The sequence below is a fragment of the Pustulibacterium marinum genome, assembly GCF_900116665.1.
GTDB classification, from domain to species: Bacteria; Bacteroidota; Bacteroidia; order Flavobacteriales; family Flavobacteriaceae; genus Pustulibacterium; species Pustulibacterium marinum.
Genome location: NZ_FPBK01000001.1, coordinates 401,087 through 427,586, shown reverse-complemented (window position 1 = coordinate 427,586; position 26,500 = coordinate 401,087). Strand labels below are relative to the sequence as shown.

At 35.5% G+C, this 26,500-nt stretch carries 26 protein-coding genes; 14 read left to right on the top strand and 12 right to left on the bottom strand.

Going from position 1 to position 26,500, the window contains the following annotated elements:
- Nucleotides 1–217: 217 nt before the first annotated feature.
- The gene (locus BM383_RS01975) at nt 218–598 is read left to right on the top strand and encodes a hypothetical protein (protein ID WP_093022257.1); all 381 of its coding nucleotides are present in this window, start codon (nt 218–220) and stop codon (nt 596–598) included.
- Here the strand turns inward: BM383_RS01975 and BM383_RS01970 are convergent.
- Nucleotides 593–1,522 (bottom strand): ketopantoate reductase family protein, encoded by a 930-nt coding sequence (locus tag BM383_RS01970; RefSeq protein ID WP_093022254.1) that lies wholly within the window; start codon nt 1,520–1,522, stop codon nt 593–595. The genes BM383_RS01975 and BM383_RS01970 overlap by 6 nt on opposite strands.
- 188 nt (nt 1,523–1,710) lie before the next feature.
- Between BM383_RS01970 and BM383_RS01965 the strand changes: the two genes are divergently transcribed.
- The 7 genes from BM383_RS01965 (at nt 1,711) to BM383_RS01930 (ending at nt 7,759) form a co-directional block, all read left to right on the top strand.
- Nucleotides 1,711–2,520: a patatin-like phospholipase family protein gene (locus BM383_RS01965; protein ID WP_093022251.1), complete on the top strand. Its 810-nt coding sequence runs from the start codon at nt 1,711–1,713 to the stop codon at nt 2,518–2,520.
- A 64-nt stretch (nt 2,521–2,584) separates the two neighbouring features.
- Nucleotides 2,585–3,418 (top strand): patatin-like phospholipase family protein, encoded by an 834-nt coding sequence (locus BM383_RS01960; RefSeq protein WP_093022249.1) that lies wholly within the window; start codon nt 2,585–2,587, stop codon nt 3,416–3,418.
- Between the two features lie 10 nt (nt 3,419–3,428).
- Complete coding sequence (locus BM383_RS01955; RefSeq protein WP_143106327.1) at nt 3,429–3,878, top strand: hypothetical protein; 450 nt, start codon at nt 3,429–3,431, stop codon at nt 3,876–3,878.
- Between the two features lie 72 nt (nt 3,879–3,950).
- A complete protein-coding gene (locus BM383_RS01950) occupies nt 3,951–4,487 on the top strand; it encodes a hypothetical protein (RefSeq protein ID WP_143106326.1) in 537 nt (178 codons plus the stop codon).
- A gap of 1,051 nt (nt 4,488–5,538) precedes the next feature.
- Nucleotides 5,539–5,973, top strand: a complete 435-nt coding sequence (locus BM383_RS01940) for a hypothetical protein (protein ID WP_093022237.1) — start codon at nt 5,539–5,541, stop codon at nt 5,971–5,973.
- 6 nt (nt 5,974–5,979) lie between these two features.
- Entirely contained in the window at nt 5,980–6,414 is a 435-nt protein-coding gene (locus BM383_RS01935; RefSeq protein ID WP_093022234.1) for an SRPBCC family protein, read from the top strand.
- Nucleotides 6,415–6,754: 340 nt separating this feature from the next.
- Entirely contained in the window at nt 6,755–7,759 is a 1,005-nt protein-coding gene (locus BM383_RS01930; RefSeq protein WP_093022231.1) for an LLM class flavin-dependent oxidoreductase, read from the top strand.
- A 56-nt stretch (nt 7,760–7,815) separates the two neighbouring features.
- Here BM383_RS01930 and BM383_RS01925 read toward each other — a convergent pair whose 3' ends face one another.
- The 3 genes from BM383_RS01925 to BM383_RS01915 are packed head-to-tail and all read right to left on the bottom strand — an operon-like array spanning nt 7,816 to nt 11,628.
- A complete protein-coding gene (locus tag BM383_RS01925; RefSeq protein WP_093022228.1) occupies nt 7,816–8,859 on the bottom strand; it encodes a DUF3078 domain-containing protein in 1,044 nt (347 codons plus the stop codon).
- 10 nt (nt 8,860–8,869) lie between these two features.
- Nucleotides 8,870–10,651 (bottom strand): 1-deoxy-D-xylulose-5-phosphate synthase, encoded by a 1,782-nt coding sequence (gene dxs, locus BM383_RS01920; protein ID WP_093022225.1) that lies wholly within the window; start codon nt 10,649–10,651, stop codon nt 8,870–8,872.
- A 23-nt stretch (nt 10,652–10,674) separates the two neighbouring features.
- On the bottom strand, nt 10,675–11,628 hold the full coding sequence (locus BM383_RS01915) for a hypothetical protein (protein WP_093022222.1): 954 nt from the start codon (nt 11,626–11,628) through the stop codon (nt 10,675–10,677).
- Nucleotides 11,629–11,697: 69 nt separating this feature from the next.
- Between BM383_RS01915 and BM383_RS01910 the strand changes: the two genes are divergently transcribed.
- Nucleotides 11,698–12,147, top strand: a complete 450-nt coding sequence (locus tag BM383_RS01910) for a nucleoside deaminase (RefSeq protein WP_093022219.1) — start codon at nt 11,698–11,700, stop codon at nt 12,145–12,147.
- 62 nt (nt 12,148–12,209) lie between these two features.
- Here the strand turns inward: BM383_RS01910 and BM383_RS01905 are convergent, their stop codons facing one another.
- From BM383_RS01905 to aspS, 4 genes are all read right to left on the bottom strand, one after another.
- A complete protein-coding gene (locus tag BM383_RS01905) occupies nt 12,210–12,404 on the bottom strand; it encodes a cold-shock protein (RefSeq protein WP_093022216.1) in 195 nt (64 codons plus the stop codon).
- 98 nt (nt 12,405–12,502) lie between these two features.
- Nucleotides 12,503–12,760, bottom strand: coding sequence for a hypothetical protein (locus BM383_RS01900; protein WP_093022213.1), 258 nt, complete (start codon nt 12,758–12,760; stop codon nt 12,503–12,505).
- A gap of 15 nt (nt 12,761–12,775) precedes the next feature.
- Nucleotides 12,776–14,575: a chloride channel protein gene (locus tag BM383_RS01895; RefSeq protein WP_093023414.1), complete on the bottom strand. Its 1,800-nt coding sequence runs from the start codon at nt 14,573–14,575 to the stop codon at nt 12,776–12,778.
- A 48-nt stretch (nt 14,576–14,623) separates the two neighbouring features.
- A complete protein-coding gene (aspS, locus tag BM383_RS01890) occupies nt 14,624–16,372 on the bottom strand; it encodes an aspartate--tRNA ligase (RefSeq protein ID WP_093022210.1) in 1,749 nt (582 codons plus the stop codon).
- Between the two features lie 236 nt (nt 16,373–16,608).
- Here aspS and BM383_RS01885 point away from each other — a divergent pair, with 236 nt between their 5' ends.
- The gene (locus BM383_RS01885) at nt 16,609–16,959 is read left to right on the top strand and encodes a toxin-antitoxin system YwqK family antitoxin (RefSeq protein WP_093023412.1); all 351 of its coding nucleotides are present in this window, start codon (nt 16,609–16,611) and stop codon (nt 16,957–16,959) included.
- Between the two features lie 68 nt (nt 16,960–17,027).
- On the opposite strand, the gene BM383_RS01880 is transcribed toward BM383_RS01885, so the two are convergent.
- Nucleotides 17,028–18,368: a deoxyguanosinetriphosphate triphosphohydrolase gene (locus BM383_RS01880; RefSeq protein WP_093022207.1), complete on the bottom strand. Its 1,341-nt coding sequence runs from the start codon at nt 18,366–18,368 to the stop codon at nt 17,028–17,030.
- Between the two features lie 249 nt (nt 18,369–18,617).
- Between BM383_RS01880 and BM383_RS01875 the strand changes: the two genes are divergently transcribed.
- A complete protein-coding gene (locus BM383_RS01875) occupies nt 18,618–19,892 on the top strand; it encodes a hypothetical protein (RefSeq protein WP_093022204.1) in 1,275 nt (424 codons plus the stop codon).
- 108 nt (nt 19,893–20,000) lie between these two features.
- Entirely contained in the window at nt 20,001–22,826 is a 2,826-nt protein-coding gene (locus BM383_RS01870) for a TonB-dependent receptor (protein ID WP_093022201.1), read from the top strand.
- Nucleotides 22,827–22,959: 133 nt separating this feature from the next.
- Here the strand turns inward: BM383_RS01870 and BM383_RS01865 are convergent, their stop codons facing one another.
- From BM383_RS01865 to BM383_RS01855, 3 genes are all read right to left on the bottom strand, one after another.
- On the bottom strand, nt 22,960–23,823 hold the full coding sequence (locus tag BM383_RS01865; RefSeq protein ID WP_177229052.1) for a hypothetical protein: 864 nt from the start codon (nt 23,821–23,823) through the stop codon (nt 22,960–22,962).
- A gap of 143 nt (nt 23,824–23,966) precedes the next feature.
- The gene (locus BM383_RS01860; RefSeq protein ID WP_093022198.1) at nt 23,967–24,383 is read right to left on the bottom strand and encodes a hypothetical protein; all 417 of its coding nucleotides are present in this window, start codon (nt 24,381–24,383) and stop codon (nt 23,967–23,969) included.
- A 223-nt stretch (nt 24,384–24,606) separates the two neighbouring features.
- Nucleotides 24,607–25,044 (bottom strand): hypothetical protein, encoded by a 438-nt coding sequence (locus tag BM383_RS01855; protein ID WP_093022195.1) that lies wholly within the window; start codon nt 25,042–25,044, stop codon nt 24,607–24,609.
- Nucleotides 25,045–25,335: 291 nt separating this feature from the next.
- Between BM383_RS01855 and BM383_RS01850 the strand changes: the two genes are divergently transcribed.
- Together BM383_RS01850 and BM383_RS01845 are read left to right on the top strand one after the other, a co-directional pair.
- Entirely contained in the window at nt 25,336–26,214 is an 879-nt protein-coding gene (locus BM383_RS01850) for a cell division protein FtsX (RefSeq protein WP_093022192.1), read from the top strand.
- Between the two features lie 19 nt (nt 26,215–26,233).
- Complete coding sequence (locus BM383_RS01845) at nt 26,234–26,491, top strand: DUF3098 domain-containing protein (protein ID WP_093022190.1); 258 nt, start codon at nt 26,234–26,236, stop codon at nt 26,489–26,491.
- The last annotated feature ends 9 nt before the right edge of the window (nt 26,492–26,500 follow it).

Below are 26,500 nucleotides of genomic sequence, written 5' to 3'. Positions count from 1 at the left end.
TATACATAAAACTACATTAACACAAACCGCAATAAGAAAAGAAATGTAAGCCGGTATTAGATATCAGCTACGTTATAAAGATTCATCGTTTTTTGTAACCTCCAACATTGTTTGGAGAAAGCTGCCCTACTTTATTTTGGTAGGGTAGCTTTTTTATAAAAGCTTTCACACATTGAAAGAATAAAAGAATATATTTTTGACGAAATAACTCACTGAAATGATCATTCATAACTTAGATGGTTTTCGCCTTACGCTGCACCAAGAATATATAGAGGTGAATTTCCATAACGCCTCGCATTTTGATGAGGCCAGTTTTTTACAAGCGCTACAACTAAAATATGAACACTATGGAGAAAAAGCCGTGGGCATTTGGGTTTTACGTACCGATATAGCGGCCACTCACTCTTTTGACCCCATGATTCTAGTTACCTACAAGAAAGTTTTAGAGGAAAATGCTCGATGGGTTGTAGTGATATCCAAAGAACTTTCAGACCTAAAGGATTTACAATACGTGCAGCAATTTACTACCATTCCCTGCAACTTTGTAAGCACCGCAACAGAAGCAGACACATGGGTTCGGAAATTGAATGAGTTATGAAGTTCTGGCTATTTTTTCCTGAGGAACTAAGCAGTAATAAATAAATTCATTGACCGGAGTTGGAATTCCTAAACGTTTTCCTTCTTTGACAATGTACCCATTAAAATTTTCCAATTCTGAAGGATGCCCAGCCATAATATCTCTCTGGGTAGAAGCAGTAGCCTCATACGGTTGTTTATCAATAAAATTGAAAAGCGCTCCCATATCATCATCAGTAAGGTTTATGCCTTTGGCATTGGCTATGGCTTTAATTTCCAACGCTGTATTTTTCAATACATCATATAAATAAGGCACATCTCGCATAGCTCCTATACTCACTCTTGTAAGTCCGCCAATGGCACTCACTGTGGTAATAAAGATAAACTTACTCCATATGCGTTTTTGAATATCTTCTGCCACAGTTCCCAAACAGCCGGCTTCATTGAATAACCGAGCGATTGCCGCTACTCTTTCAGTCTTTTTATTATTTAATTCTCCCAACACTACTTCAGCCGGAGAAACTCCAAAATGATCAATCACTCCATCGGTTTCTTTCTTGCTGTATATTTTACAAAAGCCACCCAAGACTTGGTGCTCCGGCAATACTTCTACTAATTTTTCTACATTATCGGCTCCATTCTGTAGCGGTAATACCGCACTATCTGAGTGCAAAATAGGCTTTAGTTGTTCCGCTATTTCTGGTATTTGCCATGACTTCACCGATAGAATTACAAGATCTGCCTTCGGCACATCGCTTATAGTATCGGTAGCTAAGGTTGGTTGTATGGTAAAATCACCATCGATACTTTTTACTTGGAGTCCGTATTCCTGAACTGCTTTTAGATGAGCGCCACGGGCAATGAAAGTAACATTATTTCCTGCTTTGGCAAGTTTTCCTCCGAAATAACCGCCCACGCCACCGAGGCCGTAAATAACTATATGCATGTGTTTGTTATTTTATTTTGAAAGAATAAATGTACGGCAATCCATAATCTAGTACAACCGTTCTACCAAGGAGCGTTTCTTTTTATCATAAGTTTAACGCAAAAAACAAGCAGCAGTTACAAATCACTTCTAACTATAAAAAACACAATAACAATGATTATATTTGTGTATAATCATGCTATGAAATCATGAAATTGACCTCAACAAATACAGCAAAACTAGGATTGGTACTATCCGGCGGAGGTGTGCGTGCTTTGGCCCACGCAGGTTTTATAAAAGCTCTTTTAGAAGTGGGCATTTACCCGGATCAACTATCAGGAACTAGTGGTGGCGCTTTGGTAGCGACCCTATATGCCAGTGGTTATCATCCCGATGAAATGTTGGCCTTCTTCAAGGAAACGCCTTTGTTTAGTTTTTCGTTGGTTGCCCTTAAAAAACCCGGACTCATTGACAGCGAGAAATACGATCAACTCTTTAGAAAATTTTTCACCAAAGATACTTTCGAAGCTTTACACATACCTACTACCATTGCTGCGACCAACATTACCAGCGGTACTTTGGAATATTTTAATTCAGGAGAACTCATCAAACCCTTAGTAGCCAGTAGTGCCGTACCACCCTATTTTTCTCCGGTTGAGATGAATGGCGAACTGTATTCTGATGGTGGTGTGATGAACAACTTTCCGGTAGAACCTCTACAAGATAGTTGTGATATTATTCTGGGAAGTTTTGTAAACCCAGTGACACCAATTGAAAAGGCGGATATTAGCACTACATTTAGGTTATTACAACGTGTATATCACATTAGCATGGATGCCAACTATTACGAAAAATTTAAAAAGTGTGACTACGTATTTTTGGCTCCCAACATTCAAAAAATAGGCATGCTAGATGTAAAAATGCTAGATCTTGCCTTTAGCACCGGATATCAACATGCACTCCAAGAAATGAATACCATCGTAAGTCTTCTTGAAGGCAGAATGTCAAACCTGTCTTGAAAATAAAACTTATCTAAACAATCATTTCACATTTGTTTCCCACAACAAATTGTATCTTTAAACCATGGGTTTATTACAGCTATTTAAGAAGCAAGACAACACAACTCCGCAACCTACTTTTGGCATGGTATTATCTGGCGGTGGTATTAGAGCCTTGGCACATGCCGGCTTACTCAAAGCATTGTTAGAACACGGCCGACAGCCCAATTGCCTGGCCGGCACTAGTGGAGGTTCGCTCATTGCGGCTTTGTATGCCACAGGACATCACCCCGATGATATGATGGCATTTTTTAAAGAAACACCCGTGTTTGCACTCAACCTTTTTGCTATGAACAAACCCGGTATTATTGATAGCGAAAAGTACGTAGCTTTATTTCATAAGTTTTTTAAAGTAACCACTTTTGAAGAACTTCAAGTTCCTATTACGGTTACTGCCACCAACCTCAACACCGGGAAACTGGAGTTTTTTGATTCGGGAGATCTTATCAAGCCACTATTGGCTTCGTGTGCGCTTCCGCCCTATTTTTCTCCGGTAGACATAAACGGACAATTATATTCCGATGGCGGCTTATTAAATAACTTTCCATACGAACCTGTTTGCGATACCTGCGATGTAACTATGGGGAGTTTTGTAAATCCGGTTTCGGATGTTACGAATAAAGACATCAATAGTACCTTCAAATTATTGCAACGCGTGATTTCCATTACTATGGATTCTAACTATTATCAAAAGTTTGAAAAATGTCACTATGTATTTTTACCACCGGAAATCTATTCCGTAGGTATTCTAGATACCAAAATGATGGACAAAGCTTTTGATATTGGGTATCAGCACGCCCTTAAAGAAATGGATACCATGTTAATAATTCTTGATGGTAAAAGTGAGTTGAGCAGATAAAATGATACGCATGAACTATAAACATTTGATTGTAGCAGCCATTGCATTGGCTTTTGTAAGTTGCTCTGAGAAAATTGATACAGAAAAGGTACTTTTAAAAAAGGAAAATGATAGTCTAAGAAACGTATTGGCAGATATTAACAGCAAATATGTTTTTGACAGCATTTATTTTAAAGATACTAGAAGCTTGAATAATACTTACAAAAAAGGTTCCGTTTATGAACAAACTTTTTCTGTGATAGCCTATAGCAGCAATGCAAAATACTTTATAAAGTTTGATAGTATTGTTAATGGTAAAAAAGTAAACCCAGATGCCTTAACAAACAGTAAAGGTAATTTCACATACAGGACTACTTTAGATCATAAAGTGAATACTATTTCAGCAGAGATAAATATAGAAAATAAATACGGTAAACAATTTCATGGTCGCGCTACTGATAGAGTACGCGTGAAAGAGTAGTGTATATCTCGCTCGTACTTTCATAGACTATATTTTTAAACCGAATAGTATATTTTGAATATTGAAAATAAAATGAAGTACATATTCATTCTTTTAGCATCATTTTTTATGATGAGTTGTTCTAGTTCAAAAATGGGCCCAAATAAGATTGCTTATTTATTTCCTATTCAAACCGAAGATGTAATAAACGATTTTTTGGAAAAAAACAAAACTGTAGATTATGTAATGTATCTTCTAACAAATTCTGACGGTGTATCTAGCACTTTGTATTTTCTAGAGCTAGATGAAGACGACGACGTTTTAAATAGATGTGCACAAGGAAATAGGTATGTCTATGTTGATGGGGAATACATCCCTATAGTTTTTGATTATGATTATAAATTTTCAACAGAGGTAATTGACAATAAACCACAAATAATAATGATTGATGAAAAAACTGAAATGGAAAGAAAAGAGGATATCCCCTCTTTAGAGTTCAGAAGTAAAAATATTCATCTAATTGGGTATCCACGTACAGATAGAATTATTGATTGGGGATATTATATAATAATTAATCATAACGGTAATATCATAGAAAAATCTTTAGGCAGTAGCAATACTGAGGAGTGAAGAGTTTTAGTAATTTCAGAAAACAGAATACATAAAAACAGAACTTTTAGAAAATATAAATCCTTCATAATATGAGTTATAGCATACTGAAAAGAATATTTGTTATTTCAATTTAAAAACCTGAAAACTTTGAGAAGGCGTTGAATTGGTTGAAAAAAAATTTCTAATATGAACAAGTATTTAGTTCTTACATATCGACTTCTTGCATTGTTCGTACCGTTTTTTATTGTGGGACTACTATCCGGATTTGGGGTATGGAAAAGTGTGCTACATAGCTTTTTTATAGTAGCTGTTCTTACGGTACTTATGATTGTTTACAGGCAATTTAGACATCAAAAAGAAGAATAGGAGTATGCTGACCCCATTAGCCCCCGCTAGTGCGAGCGTCTCGCTCGTACTTCCAAGGCAATAACAAAAAACCATTCACCATATATAATTCAACATTCAAAATAACACTTCTCCCTTCGTACCTCTAAAATCTAACTTATTTCCTAGCTAGTTCCAGCGTCTCGCTCATAGTTTTACAAAGTACTCCAACAAGCAAGTAGTCTTTTACCCTACATTTCTCTTTAAGCAAATCTCCATGGTTACCCCACCCACTAGTGCAACCCTCTAGCTAGTACTTCCAAAACAATAACAAAAAACCATTCAACATTTATAATTTAACATTCAAAATAACGAATTAGTAATTACTCATTACCAGTATCTAACCCAAAATCACTACCTTTCTAAAGAAGTAACTCCACACCCCAACAACTACAAAAATTGCTTCAAAAAACACCCGGCGTATAGTAACCTTATAGTAAGGCTATAGTAACTTCGTAGTAACGTTATAGTAACCCAATCACGTACTAACTACATACATACTACATAGTAATTACGTACAAACTACAACCACTCCTCGATATACTTGGTAAAGAACTTAATACGGGAGTATATATCATTTGAATAGTCACAAATAAACATACTTTGCCATGATATTTTTTTCCAAAGTAAGAGAGATTACTTCAGTTTTTTAATTAAATTTAAGAAACCAAAGCACCTAAATCTTATGACAACAACCAGCGTAAAACCTCCTATCTCTTTTTGGATCATCTCGGCATTGGCCATTATTTGGAATGTTATGGGCGTATTGGCCTTCATTGGCGATCTTATGATAACCGATGAACTCCTAGCGCAAATGCCCGAAACCGAACGCAACCTTCGAGCACAATTTCCCGAATGGTCTACTACTGTTTACGGTATAGCAACCATCAGTGGTGCTATCGCAGCCCTGCTTATGTCCTTAAGAAAAAAATTATCGCATTATGTATTCTTAATATCGCTATTGGCGGTATTAGTCCAAATGTACTATACCATCTTTGTTGTGAAAGTAGCAGATGTCATGGGGCCAACCTCCCTTATCTTCCCGATCATCATTATTGGAATTGGCATCTTTTTATTAGCCTACACATTCTATGCATTGAAAAAACAGTGGCTAAAATAGAAGTCTATGAGCAACAGCTTTAGCATACATCACGATCTAATGATAGTAGTTCCGGTAGAAAAAGTGTACAACGCTATTACCCTACCGGAACATCTAAACAATTGGTGGACACTTCAGTGCACTGGAGAGCCCACAACAGGAGCTACTTACAACCTGTTTTTCTCCGAAGACTACAATTGGTTCGCTGAGGTTACAATTGCTGATAAACCTTACCATTTTGAATTAAAGATGACCAAAGCAGATGAAGACTGGAATCCCACCACATTTGGCTTTCGCTTACAAGAGGTAGAAGACAGAACACTCCTCCAGTTTTATCATATCAATTGGCCGGAATGTAATCATCACTTCCGCAGATCCTCCTTTTGTTGGGCAATGCTCCTAAACGGACTCAAAAACTATCTCGAAAAAGAAATCATCATACCATTCAACGAAAGAGAATAGTACTCCTCACATTCCCATGTACAAATAGCAGGTATAAGATGTATTAACCACTGATATAAACACCCAAATGGAGTTGTGTTTTATCTGTGGTGGAGAGTACCGTAGCATTTCCTTAGTTTTAATAATAAGCCTTGACTTTTTGGTTCGTTTTGCGTCATGAACTGTGGAACACACATCATGAGCTCCAATAAAAATAAATATACAATAAGCGAATACAAAATGAACATCTAATAGAACTCTCAGCCACCATTCGACGAAAGAGAATAGCACTTTCACATCCTTTTAAGGAAACTCAAAACATCGTTTCATAACTTTGGTGTCTTAATCAGAAGCATTGTATATGAACAATACACCTTTATATGATATTCCCATCTCGGTTTTAGACTTAATTCCTATTGCCGAAGGGAACTCCGTTACGCAGGCATTCCAAAACAGTGTTGAGCTAGCGCAACAAACAGAAGCACTTGGCTATAACAGATTTTGGTTAGCAGAGCATCACAGTATGCCCAATATAGCAAGTGCTGCCACTACACTGTTGATGAATCACATTGCCAATCATACTGAAAAGATCAGGGTAGGTTCTGGCGGAATTATGTTGCCCAACCATTCTCCTTTGATCGTAGCAGAACAGATAGGTACACTGGAAGCATTATTCCCCGGAAGGATTGACCTTGGATTAGGAAGAGCCCCAGGCACCGATCCTGATACCGCTGCTGCTATTCGTAGTGACCGTATGACGGCTGCACATCACTTTCCATATGAGATTGAAAAGATTCAAAGGTATATGGCCAGCAACAATCAAGGGCAAAAAGTGCGTGCATTCATTGCCGAAGGTGCTGAAGTTCCCATATATATTTTAGGTTCCAGTACAGATAGTGCTTATTTAGCAGCTAGTATGGGAGTGCCGTATGTATTTGCAAGCCATTTTGCGCCCAAACAGTTCCTAGAAGCGTTGGATATTTATAGAAAGAATTTTCAGCCCTCAGCAGAGCTAAAAGAGCCATACGTAATAGCCTGTGTAAATGTCATTACTGCCGATACGGATAATCATGCTGAATATTTATCGTCTACGCTAAAGCAAATGTTCTTAGGCATCGTAACTGGTAACCTCCGCAAAATGCCTCCGCCAGTAGACAATATGGATGCCATTTGGAGTCCATATCACAAAGAAGCAGCAGAGAGCATGCTTACGTATTCTTTTATAGGAAGTAAAGAGACCGTTGGCGAAAAGGCAAAAGACTTTATAGAAAAAACTGGTGTCAATGAGATCATGGCAGTTTCCCACATATTTGATCATCAGGAACGCATTAAATCATACCGCTTATTTGCTGAACTTTTTCAGTAAAAAACAAAGCCGGAAAAACATATTTTTCCGGCTTTTATAATCATAACAATTGGAGTTTAGAATGCGTAGACAACACCTACACCCAGTATCTGTTTCAACTGCATTTTAGGTCCGTATGTATAGGCATTTCCGTATTCATCTTCAGATTCTTTAAACTTTACATCGTTATCATACTTTGTATGAACGCCTATATTTGCCTTTACAAATTTGTTTACAATAAGATCCAATGTCATTTCCCAATCAATATCTATGTTTCCAAAGCTATTGATATAATCGGTATACAAACTTAATCGGTTATTAAACACCATATTTTCACCCAGCTTTTCTTCCCAGGTATTAGTTACTAAAATACCAAACTCACCAAAGTACTTTTCACCGGCTTCTATCACATTACCATCACCATCATAACGAGCACCTTGTACCCCGAATGCACCATCGTTTGCTAAATCTTGATCCAATACAAAGGTTGCTTTGTATGTCATAGGAGAAAGATATACAGTTAGTTGATCCTCATCATTGGAATACTCCATACCAATACCCGTAAATACATATCCTGGAGCCATCAAACGCGATATAGGGTTGTCTCGGTCAGGGTAATTATAACCGTTGGTCATTTGTGTATTAAAGTTGAATTTAGCAGAATAAAACCAATTAGAAATAGAATCTTTTCGGTAACCAAATGTAGAGTTGAATTGAAACGCATCATCTGACTTTCGGATCTTTTGACCTTCTTGAATGTTAAGTCCATAACGAACAATCAACTCATTGTTCCATTGCAAATAGCGGTCTACATATTTTCTAACAAAATTCCCCTTACCAATAGTAGTAATAGCATTTTCACCACCGGCTTGCCAATTCATAAAGGCAACCTCACTTAAGTTTAATCCTAAATTATTAGTTTTGGTCCAGGTTGGTTTTGGAATTTCCTTTTTCTTTTCTTTCTTCTTATCCTTTCCGGCATCTACATTGTTATTTCCATAGTCAAACTCTAAAGATAAAAGTTCTTTTATAGGCACTTGTTTTACGGTTATAGAGTCTTGTGCCTTCACTCCAATGCTGGAGAATAACAATAGCAATAGTAGTATGTGGTAAAATCTCATAGCAAAAACGTTAATTTATAATGCTTTGTATAGTGGTTTTAATAGATGAAACGTCAATCTTACAAATTTCTTGTAATAAATCTGTACTGCCGTGTTCAATAAACTGGTCGGGAACTCCCAATTGTATGATTTTTTGTGAGTAGCCATTGTCATTAGCAAAAGTAACGATGGTTTGTCCAAACCCTCCGGTTAAACAGCCATCTTCCACGGTAACAATATGGCTATAACTAGAGAAAATGGTATGCAAAAGCTGCTCATCCAATGGTTTTAAGAAACGAAGATCATAATGCCCTATTAAATTGGACGAATCCTTCAGTTCATAAATAGCTTCCGTAACATTGTTAGCAATAGTGCCCAATGAAAGGACAGCCACTTTGGTTCCTTCTTGCAAACATTCCCCTGTACCAATTGGTATAGATTCAAAAGGTTGCTCCCAATCAACTAATACTCCTTTCCCCCTAGGGTAGCGTATAGCAATAGGATGTTCCAGCCCTTCTTGAGCTGAGTACATCATATTTCGTAGCGCTACCTCATTGCGGGGTGCAGCTATAATTAAATTTGGAATACAATTCAAATAAGCAAGATCATAAACTCCATGATGCGTAGCGCCATCTGCCCCTACAAGTCCGGCTCTATCCAAACAGAAAATTACCGGAAGATCTTGGATGGCTACATCATGTATCACTTGGTCGTAAGCTCTTTGCAAAAATGTGGAATAAATATTACAGAAAGGTATCATTCCTTGTGTAGCCATACCCGCTGCTAGTGTTACCGCATGTTGCTCGGCAATACCAACGTCAAAAGCTCGTTCAGGAAAAGCCGAAATCATATATTTCATAGAGCTTCCTGTAGGCATAGCGGGAGTAATACCCACAATCTTTGGGTTTTGTTGGGCTAACGTTACCAGCGTATGGCCAAATACATCTTGGTATTTTGGTGGTTGTGGTTCTGTATCTTTTTTAATGATTCGCTCCCCTGTAAGCTTATCAAACTTTCCTGGAGCATGATACGTAACTTGATCTTCTTCAGCCTGTTTTAATCCTTTTCCTTTTGTAGTGATCACATGAAGAAATTTAGGACCTTTAATAGCTTTCAGTCTACGCAATTCAGTAATAAGGGCTTCAAAATCATGACCATCAACTGGGCCTGTGTAATCAAAGTTTAAGGCTTTGATAATATTGTTATGCGCTAAACGCTTGTTAACTTTTACGTTAGTTAAATATTCTTTTAAAGCACCAACACTAGGGTCTATTCCTATTGCATTATCATTGAGAATCACCAATAAATTACTATCAGTTACCCCACCATGATTGAGACCTTCAAAGGCCATGCCACTAGCAATAGAGGCATCTCCAATAACTGCAATATGATGCTTGTTGGTTTCTCCTTTGAGTTGAGAGGCGATAGCCATCCCCAAAGCAGCAGAAATACTGGTAGAGGAATGCCCAGTCCCAAAAGTATCGTACACGCTTTCAGAGCGTTTTGGAAAACCACTGATTCCTCCAAACTGTCTGTTGGTATGAAATATTTCCTTTCGTCCTGTTAATATCTTGTGACCATAAGCTTGATGACCTACATCCCAAACAAGTTGATCGGTTGGTGTATCAAACACATAATGAATAGCAATGGTAAGTTCTACAACTCCCAAACTAGCTCCCAAGTGACCTTCTTTTGTGGCTACAATATCAATGATAAACTCCCGTAATTCTTTTGCCAATTGCGGAAGATCAGAGATACTCAATTGACGTAAATCTGCAGGATAAGTGATATTTTTTAATAAGTCGGAGGCCATTCAGGCGGCAAAATTACAATTATTTATAATTTTTCCCTTGTTAATATAAAAGGACATGCAAAATTTACTGCTACTTTTTTGTGATTATGCTCACCAGGAACAACTCGTGGTAAGAATTCACAAAACTTGTTGGTATAATCCTGTAAAAGAGGATTGTTTGTTCTCACTTGTTTTAGGCTTATGTAACCTAAAGTATCTACTATAAACTCGGCATACACCCGTTGATGAGTAGTATTAGAATCTTTAAAGATGCGTTGTAATAGTTCTTTATTTAAGTGCTTATCGTAAACTTGCTGTATATTTTCTATAAACAGTTTTGTTGCAGTTGTATTCGCGTTTTGAGAGGTATTCGTATCCATAAATTCTGGTACTTTATCAACAGATGTAATATTGAATTCAGTTAGAGTTGGGTCTACATATTCAACATCTCCCATCAAAGCAACCTCAACAACTTCACCTGTTGTAACTATTTCTGGAATTTCTAAAGTTTTCTTTGCTGATTCGGTAGTACATTTTACCGAATCGTTTATAATAGATTCTCCTATTTTTACTGTAGAAGTAGTGTCAATTTGAATAGGGTTTACCGTTGTGGAATCTGTTTTGGTGATAGTATCGGTTACAATTACCTTTCCTAACATTGAGTTGTTGTTGGTAACTGTTTCGCAACTAAAGAATGTACCTCCCATTACAATGAGTAAAAGCAGCATAAAACTTTTTCTGAAGCTATATGTTTTATAAAAAACTTCTGTAGGGATTTCGATAGTTATTTGATCTAGTTGATCATTTGTAAACCTCCCACATATTTTCTCACCTCTTTTGTTAGATAAGTAGTTTGAAATTTCTTGCTGGGGCATTTTGGTAAAATCTATAACCGTTTTAGCACACTTGCTACAAAATTTACCTTTATCAACTTTAGACATTTCTTCCCAGTTTTCGTGACAAGGATTTGGAATAGCTATTCCGCTGAAAGATTTCATAAGCAATTAGTTAGATTAAAGTTAGGGTATCAAACATCCTGCCAAATCTTTTTCAATTACTTTTGTAAAATGGAAAACATTTTTGACGATAGTTATTTTATGAAGAAAGCATTACAGGAAGCTGAAATTGCTTTTGAAAAAGGCGAAATTCCTGTAGGAGCAGTCATTGTAGTAGATAATCGAATAATAGCAAGAGCACACAATCTAACGGAAACATTGAACGATGTTACTGCACATGCCGAAATGCAAGCAATTACTGCTGCTGCTAATTTTTTAGGTGGTAAGTATTTGAAAAATTGCACACTTTATGTTACGCTAGAGCCATGCCAAATGTGCGCTGGTGCATTGTATTGGAGTCAAATAAGTAAAGTGATTTATGGCGCTACCGATACCCAAAGAGGATGTGGCGTTATGGGTACACAAATGCATCCAAAAACTGAAATAAAAGGTGGAGTACTTCATGAAGAAGCTGCCTCACTTATGAAACGTTTTTTTATTGAAAAACGAAACTTGAATTAAAATAATAAAGCGCAACCCAAGGGTCGCGCTTTATTCAAAATAAAATATATATCGTTGAAAAATTAGCCGATAACTTGTACGTTAGTTGCAACTAATCCTTTTCTTCCTTCTTCTTCTGAATATTCTACTTTGGTTCCGTCTGTTAAGATAACTCCATTTAAAGCTGTTACGTGAACAAAAATGTCTTTACCTGTTTCGTCGTTAGTAATGAATCCGAATCCCTTTGATTCATTGAAAAATTTAACTGTACCTGTCATTATAAAAATGTAATAAAAAATTTAAAGGTCTAAAAGTACAGTTTAATAATGAGACTGTACGTATACTTAGGATTATTTTTTTGAAAAATTATTGATAATCAGTGTTTTTTAGATTTTTTCTGATCATCTTTTTGATTCATCTTATCCAGATTTTCCTTGGTAAGCATGTAATTTCTAATATCCTTACCTTTCCATCTATGGTAAATAAACAGTGGCATAAGAATAAATGAAGTTGCTAAAATACTAATTCCAATAATGCGTTCTCCCTGAGCAACATCAATATAGTTTTTAGTATAAAAACCATAAATGATGGCTCCAAGAATGAGTATAAATAGTATTACAATTACTTTTTTCATAAGATGAAATCCAATTTATTGTTGGGTAAACGTGATCAATTTACGTCGATACGCCGTTAAAAGCTTGGATTTTGAAATGAACCCAACATATTTATTTTCACTGATTACCGGTAGATTCCATGCACTACTGTCTTGGAACTTCTGCATTACATCAGACATTCGGTCTTCGTCTAAATCAATTACCGCCGGTGCATTTTGCATTACATCAGCAGCCGTCATTTCTTCATACAAATCTTGATTAAACATTACCGGACGAATGTCATCGAGCAGAATAACTCCTTGAAGTGAATTATCGCTCTTGTCTATAACAGGGAAAATATTTCGGTTTGATTTTACCACCGCTTTGTGAACTATTTCTCCCAAATTCATTTCAGGATTTACAGGAACAAATTTAGTTTCTATCAAACTTTCCATGTTCATTAGCGTTAAAACTGCCTGATCTTTATCATGTGTGATCAAATCTCCTTTCCTTGCCAACTCCATGCTATACACAGAATATGGTAAAAAGTATTTGGTTATTGCAAAGCAAATAGCCACCGTAATCATCAATGGAATGAAAAGTTTGTATCCTCCTGTTAATTCTGCAATTAAGAAGATAGCTGTTAAAGGAGCTTGCAAAACGCCTCCTAAAACCCCAGCCATTCCAATAAGTGCAAAATTACTTTCGGAAAGCTCATATCTTATCACATGAAATGTATTTACCAATCTAGCAAAACCAAATCCTAAAACAGACCCCATATACAAACTTGGTGAAAAAATACCTCCAATACCACCGGCACCAAAAGTAAGTGCACTGGCTATGATTTTGAAAAGTACCAATCCAAAAAGTAACCCAACAACAACCCACTCATTTGAAATTTCTAAATGCAGGAAGTTGTTAGAAACTGTATCCATATAATTTCCGGTAACCATATTATTGATCACATCAAAGCCTTCCCCGTAGAGCGGAGGCACAAAGAATACAATAACCCCAAGGCCGAGGCCACCAAGTAATAATCGTTTAATGGGAGATTGAATACTATCAAAAAAGTCATGAAAAAATGCATATACCTTTGTAAAATAGATAGATGTCAATGCGGTTAAAATTCCGAATACAATAAAGAATGGAACTTGGTACAAAGCAAATCTCCCTACCAATTCAAAAGGTAAAATAGTATCGGCTCCATAAAAGAAATAAGAAAGTAAAACTCCCGAAATAGATGATAATAGCAAAGGAAGTAAAGAAGACAAGGTAAGGTCTAAACTGAAAACTTCAATAGCAAAAATGATAGCAGCAATAGGAGCTTTGAAAATACAAGCAATAGCACCTGTGGAAGCACAACTTATCAATAAAGTTCTAGTGGATTGATTGGTATGAAACAATCTTGAAATATTAGAACTAATAGCTGCTGCCGTGGAAACCGTTGGTCCTTCCAAACCTACAGAACCACCAAAACCAACAGTGAAAGGGGCGGTTAACAATGCACTAAACATAGAATAGCGCTTCATAATTCCTTTCTTCTTGGCGATAGCTCTTAACGTTGTTGGAATACCATGGCCAAAATCACGGCGTATCACATATTTCTTAATAAGAAACGTGATACTTAAACCAATAATAGGAAACAAAAAGTAGAATGCATGATGGTATTCACCCACTACTTTTCCTTCCATTAAATGTTGAATAAAGTGTGTTGTATTCTTAAGAATTACAGCACCCAATCCGGCAATTAAACCGACCAAAACACTCAGGATATATACAAAATTCTGTGGCGCTATGTGTTTTGTTTTCCATAGCAAGAATCTTGTCAATACCGATTTTTTTTGAGTAAGTGGCATACGAAAAATGGTAAAAAAATCCCGCTGCATGCGGGATTGGGTTCACTTTTATAAATTCAGCTTAATGTGTAATTCTTTCAACTGTTCGTCATCAATGTTCGCAGGAGCATCGATCATCACATCTCTACCAGAATTATTTTTAGGGAATGCAATGAAATCACGAATGGTTTCTTGTCCTCCTAAAATAGCTACCAAACGGTCAAAACCAAAAGCAAGACCACCGTGTGGCGGTGCACCGTATTGAAAAGCATTCATTAAGAATCCAAACTGTGCTTCTGCTTCTTCAGGAGTAAATCCTAATAAAGAGAACATACGACTTTGTAATTCTTTGTCATGTATTCTGATAGAACCACCACCAATTTCGTTTCCGTTCAATACCAAATCGTAAGCATTGGCTCTTACTTCTCCCGGAGCGGTTTCTAATTTATCAAAATCCTCTGGTTTTGGTGATGTAAATGGGTGGTGCATTGCATGGTAACGTTCAGTTTCCTCGTCCCATTCCAATAGTGGAAAATCTACAACCCAAAGTGGAGCAAACTCATCTGATTTACGTAACCCTAAACGTGTTGCCATTTCCATACGTAAGGCACTCAATTGAGCTCTTACTTTATTGGTGTTTCCAGATAAAATACAGATTAAATCACCTGCTTTTGCGCCTGTTGCTTCTGCCCATTTTGCTAAATCTGCCTCATCGTAGAATTTATCTACGGAAGATTTGAAGCTTCCATCTTCATTACACTTTACATACACCATTCCAAGCGCTCCAACTTGTGGACGCTTTACCCAATCGATTAATTTATCAATCTCTTTTCTAGTGTAAGAAGCCGCTCCAGGAACTGCAATACCTACTACGAGTTCAGCATCGTTAAATACCTTGAAATCTTTGTGTTGAGCAACTTCATTCAGTTCACCAAACTCCATCCCAAAACGAATATCCGGTTTGTCGTTACCATACTTACGCATAGCATCGGCAAACGTCATTCTTGGGAATTTTTCTATTTCTACTCCTCTAATTTCTTTTAAAAGATTTCTAGTTAATCCTTCAAAAATATTTAGAATGTCTTCTTGTTCTACAAACGCAAGTTCACAGTCTATTTGCGTGAACTCTGGTTGACGGTCTGCACGTAAATCTTCGTCACGGAAACATTTCACTATTTGGAAATATTTATCCATACCGCCTACCATTAATAACTGCTTAAAAGTTTGTGGCGATTGTGGCAAAGCGTAAAATTGTCCTTCATTCATGCGAGAAGGCACTACAAAATCACGAGCTCCTTCTGGAGTAGATTTAATTAAATAAGGTGTTTCTACTTCTATGAAACCCTCTTGAGATAGATAGTTACGCACCTGCATAGCTACACTGTGACGAAACAGCAAACTATTTTTAACAGGATTACGACGAATATCTAAATATCTATATTTCATACGAAGGTCTTCACCCCCGTCTGTTTCATCTTCTATAGTAAATGGTGGTAATTTTGCACCATTTAGTATAGTTAAGTCTTTTACAAGAATTTCTATATCACCAGTAGCAATGTTGGCATTCTTAGATTCACGCTCAATAACATCGCCTTTTACTTGAATTACAAATTCGCGTCCTAGGCTTTTTGCTTTTTCAAAAACATCAGCAGGTGTTCTTTCTTCATCAAAAATTAACTGAGTAATACCATAACGATCTCTAACATCTACCCAGATCATAAAACCTTTATCACGCACTTTTTGAACCCAGCCGGCAAGTGTAACTTCTTGATTTATATGTGACGAACGCAATTCACCACAAGTATGACTTCTATACATTTTCTTGAATTCTGTTTTGAAAGTGCAAATGTAAGAAGTTAGTTGATGTAAGTAAATAAAAAGTGCATTGATTTTTAACCTTTTGAACCCTTGATAATTAGCGGTAATTTACTGACAAATGTTACCAAAATCGATCTCAATGTTAATTTAATGTTACGTGAATGTAATTTGAATGTAAAAATTACTTATATTTGTTACAGAAATGTAAAGGAAGTGAAACTTTTAAGATAGAAGTTATGAAAAGAATATTATTTACTTTGGCTATGGTTTTTACGTTAAGCGGATTTGCTCAACAAGAAAAACCTATTTTAGAGAAATCAGGTGACCTAGTAAAGGCAACATATAAAAATGCAGAAGGAGTAGTTACTCAACAAGGCTATTTTAAAGATGGTAAGTTGCACGGAGAATGGGTTGCTTATGACAACAAAGGAAATCGCACAGCAGTGGCAACGTATGAAGATGGTAAAAAAGTAGGTACTTGGCTTTTTTGGAATAATGATAAGCTAAGTGAAGTTACTTATGATGATAACGCAATTGTAAGTGTAAACAATTGGGTTTCTAACGGAACTATGGCAACGAATCCTTAATTTTATCGTTCAGTTTAAGATACAATAATGGAAAAACCCTCTAGCAAATTGTTAGAGGGTTTTTCTATTTAAGATTGATTTCCTTTTAGAATATTGAAAATTTCCATTGCCCTACCATCTGTGAGCAACGAAACATATTGGCAGATAAATAAAAGACGATCATAAGTAGTGTCTTTCTCTCTTCGGAATTTTTCTGGAAGTAAGCTCAGTACCAGTTTATCGTAATTAGAAGCTTCTCCTTTTATATCATTGGTATATGCTGTGGTAAACTTTTCTAAAAGTGTTTGCAATACTTGATACCCCATGATTTCTTTTTCAATAACTTCTGTGCTATTATATATTTTTTGAATGCTCAGTTTTATAATGTCATTCATCTGTGCAGTGAACTTTCCTTTCTCTGTTAATGCATAATGAAAGTTACCTTGTAAAATGGCTTCTTCATTTTTTAGAAAAACATCTACAGCATCCTGAATTAATTTTCCAATAGCCAATGCTCGCAAATAGCTTATGCGTTCTTCTTTTGAGGTTAGTTTAGAATATTTATCTCTGTTCACCGTTTCACGGATAATCGCGCTCAAATATTCCAAAGCGTAATCTTCGTCAATAAGACCTTTATTAATTCCGTCTTCAAAATCTATAATCGTGTAGCAAATATCATCTGCCGCCTCCACTAAAAAAGCTAATGGATGACGAAAATATGCAATTTGATTTCCCTCTTTTTTGATAAGCCCAAGGTCTTTTGCTACATCTTCAAACAAAAACTTATCATGCTGAAAGAAACCATACTTCTTATCTTCTATTTGTTTAGAAGGTTTTTTAGGAAGCGATTCTTTAGGGTATTTCATAAATGCTCCTAAAGTTGCATAGGATATTCTAAGTTCTCCTCCTACTTTATGCATAGAATTTGTAAGCACCGAGAATCCATTTGCATTCCCTTCAAAATCTATTAAATCTTGAAATTCTTTATCCGTTAATTCTTCCTTATATATAGATCCCGGTCCTTTACTAAAAAATTCACCTATAGCTTTTTCTCCGCTATGACCAAATGGAGGGTTTCCAATATCATGAGCCAAACAAGCGGCAGCTACTATAGCTCCAAAATCATTTGCTTGATACCCATGAATCTCTTTCAAATAAGGGTGTTTTTCTAAAATAGCTTTCCCTACAACGCGTCCTAAACTTCTACCCACAACAGAAACTTCTAAGCTATGTGTAAGTCTTGTATGAACAAAATCTGTCTTGCTTAAAGGAACCACTTGGGTTTTATCTTGTAAACTTCTAAATGCTGAAGAAAAAATAATTCGATCATAATCTACTTCAAACCCTAGCCTAGTTTCATCTTGTTCTAGTCTTAATCTTTTATGAGCGTCGCCGTATTTTTTTAGTGAAAGTAATTGTTCCCAGTGCATATGCTTCAATTTGCTGCAAAGTAACAAAATAATAGTCTTGCCATGGGAATCATGCCGAAAAACGACAATGTTAAATTAATGTTATTGATTCCAATGAATTCTGAAAAACGCTTAGTGTTAATTTAATATTTTGATAAAAATCGATTAACTACCTCCTTACCCTTATCATGTTTCTTTGCAGGGATTTCTTCAAATAGGAGGAATTGAATAATTAACTCAAAACAAAAACACAATTTAATTAATTCAATGATGAAAAATTTAAAATTCAGAAATTTAGTATTTCTATCTCTTCTAGCAACATTATTCGTTGGCTGTGGTGACGATGATGAACTTACTTTTTCAGATGACGACGGAACTTCAACAGAAGTAGAAATAACTGTTAGTGGAGAATTAACAGAAAATACTACTTGGACTGCTGATCATATTTATATTATGGATGGTAAAGTAATTGTTGCCGATGGTATCACATTAACAATTGAGCCAGGTACAATTATTAAAGGTGAAGATGGTCTTGAAGCTGACGCTTCTGCATTGGTTGTTGACCAAGGTGGTAAATTAATGGCTGAAGGTACTTCTAGTAACCCAATTATTTTCACGTCTGTTGATGATAATATTGCAGTAGGTGAACAATGGGGAACTAACTTAACAACTGCTAATAACGGATTATGGGGTGGAGTTATCATCTTAGGAAAAGCTCCTATCTCTGCTTCTGGTGATTCAGAAACTGCACAAATTGAAGGTATTGCTGCAACAGAATCTTACGGTCAATACGGTGGAACAGAACCAGGTGACAACTCTGGAATTCTTAACTACATCTCTATCAGACACGGTGGTGTAACTATTGGTGAAGATAATGAAATCAACGGATTAACACTTGGTGGAGTTGGTTCTGGAACTACTATTTCTAACATTGAAATCGTTGCAAACCAAGATGACGGTATCGAATGGTTTGGTGGTACAGTAAACGTTAGCAACGCTATTGTTTACTCTCAAGGAGATGATGGTTTTGATACTGATCAAGGATGGTCTGGAACTTTATCTAACGGAGTTGTAATCATGGGAGAAAACTCAGGAACTGGTTTAGAATTAGATGGTCCTGAAGGAACTACAGATTACTCTGGAATGATGCATACTATGGAAAACCTTACACTAATTGGATATGCTGGTAACACATCAAGTAGAATCGCTGATTTCAGAGATGGTAACATGGTAGCATTATCAAATGTTTTGGTATATGACTTTGGTCGTGGAGTTCGTTTCAACGGTAATGATGCTGTTTCAGAATTCGAAAATGGAAACATCACTTTCGCTAATGTAGAGGTTGTTCTTCCTGATGGATACGAAACTGCAGCAGATTTATTATCTGCTTACAACGATGACGAAGCATCAGTAGAATTATCTACAGAAGCTGTTGATTACTTCGGAGCTAATGTAACTGCTATTGACGCTGCTTCAAACGCAACTGTAGGAGCTTCTACATCAGTTTTTGGATGGACCTACGCTAGCGCTCAAGGTGCATTCTAAATATAACACGTATTAAAAGTATAAACCTATAATACACAAATATCCAAAGACTGTTTACGGTCTTTGGATATTACTTTATAAAATAACAAATTTCATTACAACTGCTTTATGTTTAAGAAGTATTTATTTTTATTAGCTATCATCGCTCTTCCTCAGTTCATGTCGGCCCAACTAGGAAAAGTAACAGGTAAAATTATGGATGGTGAGTTCAACGATATTTTGCCTTATGCAAATGTTGTTATCAAAGGAGATGCTAACGGAGCCACATCGGATTTTGATGGTGTGTATTCTTTAGATGTAGAACCTGGAACCTATACTTTGGTGTTCTCTTTTGTAGGTTATGAAACAAAAGAAATTACCGGTGTAGTTGTGGAAGCTAATAAAGCTACCGAAATCAACGTAACACTTAATCCTGCATCTGCTATGTTAGATGAAGTAGTGATTACAACAAGTGTTCGTAAAAACACAGAGGCTTCTGTATTAAATATTCAGAAAAAATCTGTAACCTTAATGGACGGACTTTCTTTGGAAGGTATTAAAAAAACTGGTGCATCAAGTATTGCATCTGCTATTAAAACAGTTCCCGGAGTTTCTGTTCAAGGAGGAAAATATGTATATGTAAGAGGTTTAGGTGACCGTTATACAAAATCTATCTTAAATGGAATGGATATTCCTGGTTTAGACCCAGACAAGAATACCGTTCAGATGGATATTTTTCCAACGAGTATTTTAGAAAACATTATTGTTACAAAATCTGCCTCTGCAGATCTACCTGCAGATTTTACAGGTGGTGTTGTAAACATTATCACAAAAGACTTCCCTTCTCAAAAGCATCAATCTATTTCAATGTCTTTAGGGTATAACCCAGATATGCATTTAAATAGTGATTATTTGAGTTATGATGGAGGTGCAACAGACTTTTTAGGTTTTGATGACGGAACAAGAGATATTCCTATCAGTCTAACACCAAATACAAACTTACCAAGACCTACAAGCTATAACAATCCTCAGGATGTTGTTATTTTAACACGTGCTTTCAACTCTAACTTGGCAGCTAAAAAAACAACCTCTTTACCAAATTTTGGAATAGGATATAGCTATGGTAACCAATTTAATGTTGGTGAAAATAAATTAGGATTAATTGCTTCTATCGATTACAAAAACAAAACTACTTTTTATGATAATTTCGAAAACGGAATCTATCTAAAATGGTCAGAATCTGATTTGTATGATTTACGATCAGATCGTTTAAGAACTGGTGCTTCTGCTCAAAACACAGTGCTTTTATCTGGTTTAGCAGGATTGTCGTATAAAACTGAAAAATCAAAATACAAATTCAACGTTTTACATATTCAAAACGGAGAAGATAACGCAGCAGTTTATACCCAAACAACCAACGTTTCTAACCGAGTTGATGCCATTAAAAACTATTTGGAATACAACCAAAGATCTATTACAAACTTGTTACTTTCTGGTAAGCATGTTTCGGAGGATACATCTTTCACAACAGAATGGAATATTTCTCCAACTTTTACAAGCGTACAAGATAAAGATGCAAGACAAACAACATTTATTGATAACGGAGACGGAACTTACCAAATTAGTTCTGATGCAGGTTACCCAGCCAGAATCTGGAGAGATTTAACAGAGACAGATTTAATAGGTAAATTAGATTTTACTAAAAGCCATACTTTATTTGATAGAAAATCAAATCTTAAATTTGGTGGATTGTATAGTTATAAGAAGAGAGATTACTTAATTAGTACTTTCTATACCAACTTCACAGCGAACTTTAATACTGAAATTTTTAATGGTAACCCAGATGCTATTTTAGCAGATGAAAACATTTGGACTCCAGAAAATCAATCAGGATCTTATTTTAGAGCTAGCTACCAAGATGTAAATGATTTTGAAGCAAATCAAAATACAGCAGCAGCTTATATTTCTGATGAATTTAGCTTTTCAGAATCGCTAAAAGCAGTTATTGGTTTAAGAGCTGAATATTACACTACCTTCTTTACAGGAACAGGAACAAATGATACTTACTTCAATAACGAAAAAGTAATTGATGTACTAGATCTTTTCCCTTCTGCTAACTTAATTTATAGTGTAAATGACAAGTCAAACGTAAGAGCATCTTACTACAGAACTACAGCAAGACCAAGTTTTAAAGAAAAATCGTCTGTACAGATTAGAGATCTTTTAACTGGTTTAATGTTCTTAGGTAACTTAGATTTAGATCCTTCTTACATGAATAACTTCGATTTACGATACGAATTTTTTGGAAACAACGCTCAAATGTTTGCTATTAGTGGTTTCTATAAAGATTTTAAAAACCCTATCGAAATTGTTGCTTACGATCAAACAGTTCCAGACCAAATTACACCTCGTAACTCTGAGTCTGCTAGTGTTGTAGGTATAGAATTAGAAGCTCGTAAAAATCTTGGTTTCATTACAAAAGGATTGGAGAACTTAAGCTTAAACGTAAACGTTTCTGTGATGGACTCTAAACTTAAAATGGCAGATCAGGAATACAGTGCTAGAACATCTTTCTTAAAAGATGGAGAAAGTGTAGATAGAAACAGAAGCTTACAAGGGCAATCTCCATACTTGATCAATACAGGATTAAACTATAACAATAGCGATCTTGGTCTTGTAACAGGTGTTTTCTACAATGTTCAAGGAAAAACTTTGGAAGTTGTAGGTAGTGCAGGTTTAATTCCTGATGTTTACTCTGTTCCTTTTAATAGCTTAAACTTTAACTTCTCTAAAACACTTGATAAAGAGCAAAAATCAAAAATCACTTTAAAGATTGAAAACATCTTAGGTGATGATAGAGAAAGTGAATACGAATCTTACAGAGCAGAAAACCAAAACTTCTCGTTCCGTTCACCAGGTACAACATTTAACTTAGGATATAGCTTGTCTTTCTAAGAGAAGAGAGATTCCTTTAATAAATAAAAAGCCGTTAGATAATGCTATCTAACGGCTTTTTAATTGAATACTCATTGCACTACCTCTTGATAATTTTTAGGTCTCTTCAATGTGCATCCTATCTTAAAAATAACTATATCAATAATTTATCACGTTTAGTAAATTGCGTTTTCCGAAGATAATACGCAACAAAACCCAGCAATACAATTGCAATACCTAGTAACTCTTTCCAATACTCCAAAGGATGAATCCAAACTTCCTTAAACAAATTCCAACGTCCTAGAATTTCTACAAAGTTCCAGAAAATAATCACAGTAGGAATAGCATATCGAATCGCATAATCAAACTTTTGAATACGAAGTAACTTCGGCAGCAAATACCCAGACCACACCAGCGAACCAAATGCTACCAGATATGTAACCGGATGCTGATCACCAAAAATTCCATCATCATAAACAAATAACAATACCATATAAAACACCCAAAGAATCATAATGGTTTCTATGAAGGTAATTACTGCTACTGGTTTTCCCTTTTCTTTCTGTTTAATATGTTTTTTGATATGTAAACGCTTCTGAAACCAATTAAAAAACTGACACTTACTGGATGTAAATAAATAAAACAAGCTAAAGGCTCCTAGTAAACCTAAAGAAGAAGGCATTAGCAAATATTCTGGTTTTGTAACCACTACGCCATTTTGTACTAAGGCAGGTGTACTTAATTTTTCAGCAATCCAAACGAACGAAAACTCTATCCAACCAGTCCACACCAACACTCCTGCCAGCAATCCTAACAACGTAGCTGTTGCAGATTTTAACTCTCTATTAATGCTTATAAAAAGTAACAAACAACCCAAAAATCCAATAAAGAATGCTCCAGATAACTTTTGCTCTTGTAACAATACATCGGTAAGTACCATTAAAGCATGCCCTATTGGCATAAAAAATAAAACTATAAAGAATGAAATAATTCCTATTTTAACTGGATGATGCCTCATAGCTGAATGGTTATTTATATTAATTCTAAACAAATATACATAACCCACTACCATGATTATGGCTCAAAAAGCTTTTCGGAACTTACAATGATAAGAATCAGGTTTACCTTTAAAAATAAACAATAAACCAGACAACTATGCAGTTAATCTTTAGACACCAACATATTATTCAGCATCACCAAACCTCCTAAACCAAAAATCAAGAAACCAGTTCCTATTGAAGTGAATGAATTTTGCGTGCTTGAAAAAACACCTACAATTCCCATTACAAGAACCATTATTACAGCAATAGCATACACTATTACTATTACAGATTTTGCTTTAGAATAGATTGCCGGAAATTTACTCAACAAGCTGTTTACTATCGAAAACTCACGGTTACTCCCCAAGGCTAAAAACACAGAACTTAACCCCAATAAAATAAATACTAAATTGCTGTATTGCTTGCCATCACCTGTAAACATTGGTCTGTAAGCAAAAACCATTGCAACAATCATACTTATCACTCCAGTAAAACGAAGCACTTTTTTAAATAACGTTTGGTAGTAACTAGTTTTCATTAATTTATACTTTTGAAATACAAATATACTAGTTTTTTTATAGGAGACAGAAAACTAATATCAACTTTAAACACCTGTGACATACATACTTTTCAATTTAATCTTTTATGAACTTTACAGAATGTCACCGATGGAATTTCTCTAAATGATAACCCAAATTTTTAAATTACTTTAAAAAAAAAGCTGCCCTTATAGGCAGCTGATATATGATTACAGATACTTTTTAACTCCCCAAAATGTGTTGATGAAGTGTTAACAAGATCAACACAGGATCCACATCTGTAGAGACTTCCAGTGACATACTTTTTCTAGCAACACCAGGCATATCATTTTTTATCGTTAGTAAACGATGACCATCAGCATCTGTTAATTTGGTAGGTTCCTTTTCACTAGCATCCACTACACGGTAATCTAATGGTTCAATCGCCGTAGCACCGCTCCAAGTATTTCGTTGCGTTGTGTATACCGAGTTTCCTTCTTCGGTAACTTTTCTCACGCTTTTGAACATGGTACTTTGTTCTAAATGTAAAATTCGTTGTGAACTCTTAAAAATACAATTGGTGAAGGTTACTTTATCTTCGTATTCAATTTCTCCAAATACACTGCCGGAAATACTTTTCACTACACAGGTATTTTCGTTAAATGAAGCAGTTAATCTCATGATTGTGATTTTCTAATTTTAGTTGTGGTTATTTTGAAAACTACACAAAACTAACACTTTTAAATAAATCAGTTTTGATAAATTCATAATTATATTGATTCTTTAACACTCTTACGTTTTCGTAAACTTCAGTTAACCATGTAATACCATCATCTACTTAAAAAAGTAAAACACTGCTATCATAACTCCCAATGAACAATAAAGTTTCTATAGGAATGTTTAAATAGCAACTAAAGTTTTATTTTACTTTAGTACTTTTACAAAAACTTATAAGACACGCACAAAAATTCTATGAGTACATCGTTTGACAAATTTCAAAAACGTAAACTTATTTCTTCTTATTTTTCAGTAACCATCAGTATTGCGCTGGTTTTGTTTTTACTGGGAACACTTGCCTTGTTGATCTTAAACACGCAAAAACTGGTTAACCACTTTAAAGAACAGGTTGCCGTAACCGTATATTTGAAAGAAACAGCAAAAGAAACAGAAATAGATCAACTTCAAAAAAGTTTAGCTTTAGCAGATTATACCAAATCGGCTGAATATGTTTCCAAAGATGAAGCTGCGGAAGTACTCATGAAGGATTTAGGAGAAAATTTTGTGGAGTTTTTAGGAGATAATCCTTTGCAGAATTCTATAGACATTCACCTTAAAGCAGCTTATGTAACTCCTGAACAGCTAGCAGATATAGCCTTGGAAGTTAAAGGAAATACCTTTGTAGATGAAGTTTCTTATGATGTTCCACTGGTAACATTGCTTAATGACAATGTCAAAAAAATATCATACGGTATTTTGATAGCCAGCAGTATTGTAATGCTAATTGCCGTATTACTTATCAATTCATCTATTAGACTTTCTATCTATTCCAAAAGGTTTATCATAAAAACCATGCAAATGGTGGGCGCTACCAAGAGTTTTATTAGACGCCCATTTATTGCTACCAATATTAAACTAGGTATTGTAGGAAGTATTATTGCCATTGCAGTGATGACGGCCATTATGTCTTTTCTAGATCAAAAATACCCCGAATTGGCCTTGCTACAAGACGTACAAATGGTTTCGTTCATTTTTGGTGGTATCTTTATATTTGGTATTTTGATTAGTTGGTTAAGTACCTTTTTTGCAACGCAGCGCTTTCTTAATTTAAGAACAGACGACCTGTATTATTAATTATCTTGAAAAAATCATTATGAAAAGTAATAAACCCGTTAAACAGAATTTTGTATTTCAGAAGAAAAACTATCAGTTTATGCTGATAGGATTGGCCGTAATAGCGCTAGGTTTTATACTTATGAGTGGCGGTGCCAGTGATGACCCAAATGTATTTAATGAAGATGTTTTTAGCTTTAGAAGAATACGATTGGCTCCAACCTTAATTCTTATTGGTTTTGGAATTGAAGTATTTGCTATTTTGTACAACCCGGATAAGCGAAAGACAGAAAAATAAATTACCTGA